The sequence below is a fragment of the Bradyrhizobium sp. genome, assembly GCF_049581145.1.
Taxonomy (GTDB): Bacteria; Pseudomonadota; Alphaproteobacteria; order Rhizobiales; family Xanthobacteraceae; genus Bradyrhizobium.
Window position 1 is genome coordinate 1 of the sequence record NZ_JBAURI010000391.1, and the last position, 1796, is coordinate 1796.

1 protein-coding gene is annotated in these 1796 nt (G+C 65.0%); it reads left to right on the forward strand.

The window, feature by feature from the left end; all coding sequences use genetic code 11:
- Positions 1–1796: tetratricopeptide repeat protein (locus WCB02_RS12675; protein WP_423958563.1), on the forward strand; the 1796-nt coding region annotated here is incomplete at both ends.

Sequence of the window (1796 nt, forward strand, 5' to 3'; positions counted from 1 at the left end):
ACAAGCAGCAGCAGGTAGTGGTGCTCAACACTCTTGTCAGGGTGCTGCGCGAGCAACGCCGCCTGTCCGAAGCGGTCGAGGCGCTCCACCGCGCGTGCGCGATCGCAGAAGAGCGCGTCGACTGGCGCCAGCTTGTGATCCTGCTCAACACTCTCGGCAGCGTGCTGGACGACGACCGGCGGCCCGAGGTCGCGATCGCCACGCTGCGCCGCGCCGCCGGGATCGCCGAAGAGCGGGAAGACAAGCATCAGCTCGTGGTGGTGCTCAACACGCTCGGAAACGTGTTGCATCGACGCGGCGAGCCGGGCGAGGCGATTGCCACGCTCGAGCGCGCGTGCGTGATCGCAGAGAGGGAAAACGATCAGCCCCAGCTTGCGATCGTGCTCAACACCCTTGGCAGGGTGTTGCAGCATGAGCGGCGGCCGAACGAGGCGATCGCCAAGCTGAGACACGCCGCCAAGATCGTCGAGGAGCGCGACGACACGCAGCAGCAGCTGGTCGTGTTCAGGACCCTTGTCGGCATTTTGCGCGAACAGCGCCTCCTGCCAGAAGCGATCGAGGCGCTCGAACGCGGGTGCGCCGTCGCCGAAAAACGAGACGACCAGCGCCAGCTTGTGATCCTGCTCAACACGCTTGGCAGCGTGTTGCACGATGATGGGCGGTCCGAAGAGGCGATCCCCGCGCTGGAGCGCGCCGCCAGGATCTCGGAAGAGCGGGATGATAGGCATCAGCTTGTAATCGTGCTCAACACGCTCGGCAGCGTATTGGATCAATATGGCGAGCCCGGCCAGGCGATCGCCACCCTCGAGCGCGCGAGCGCGATCGCCGAGCAGGAAGGCGATGAGGCCCAGCTTGTGATCGTGCTCAACACCCTGGGCAACGTCTTGCGCCATGGGCAGCCCCACGCGGCGATCGCGACGCTCGAGCGCGCGAGCGCGATCGCCGAGAAGCAGAGCGACAAGCAGCAGCTGGCGATGGTGCTCAACACCCTTGTCGGCGTTCTGCGCGAACAGCGGCTCCTTCCCGAAGCGACCGAGGCGCTCAAGCGCGCGTGCGCGGTAGCCGAGGAGCGACGTGATAAGCAGCAGCTCGTAACGCAGCTCAACAACCTTGCCGGGGTGCTGCGTGATCAGAACCGCTTGCCTGAAGCGGCCGAGGCGCTCGAACGGCTGTGCGCGGCCTACGAGGAGCTCAAGGATCTGAACCAGCTTACGATCAAACTGAACGTGTTGGGCGGGGTGCTGCGGGAGCTCGGGCGCCCGGAGGAAGCCGTCGAAGCTCTAAGCAGGGCGTGCGACATCGCGGAGCGTCTCGACAATCGGGAAAGCCTTGTCATCTCGCTCACCGCCCTGGGCATGGCGTTCAAAGAATCGAGGCTTCTCGAGGATTCTGCGCGGGCGTTGCGGCGCGCTTGCGACATCGCCGACGAGCCAGGCGAGGAACGCAGCCTTCTCTTCGCGTTGACCACGCTCGTCTCGGTGCTCGTGGAGCTCAACGATTTGCCCGCGCTGGTCGAGGCTGAGCGGCGCATCTGCGGCGTCAACGAGCGACTGCAGGACACATATAGCCTCGTCGTTTCGCTCAATGTGCTCGCCCAGACCCTCAAGGAGCTGAACCGGCTGAGTGAAGCGGCGAACGCGCTCGATCGCGCCCGAAAAATCGCCGAAGACAGGCGTGACTGGCGTCAGCTTGTCATCGTACTCAATTCACTCAGCGGCGTACTGGTGGAACAGCACCGGCTCGCCGAAGCCGCCGACGTGCTCAAGCACGCGCTCCAGATCGCCGAAGGCCAGCAT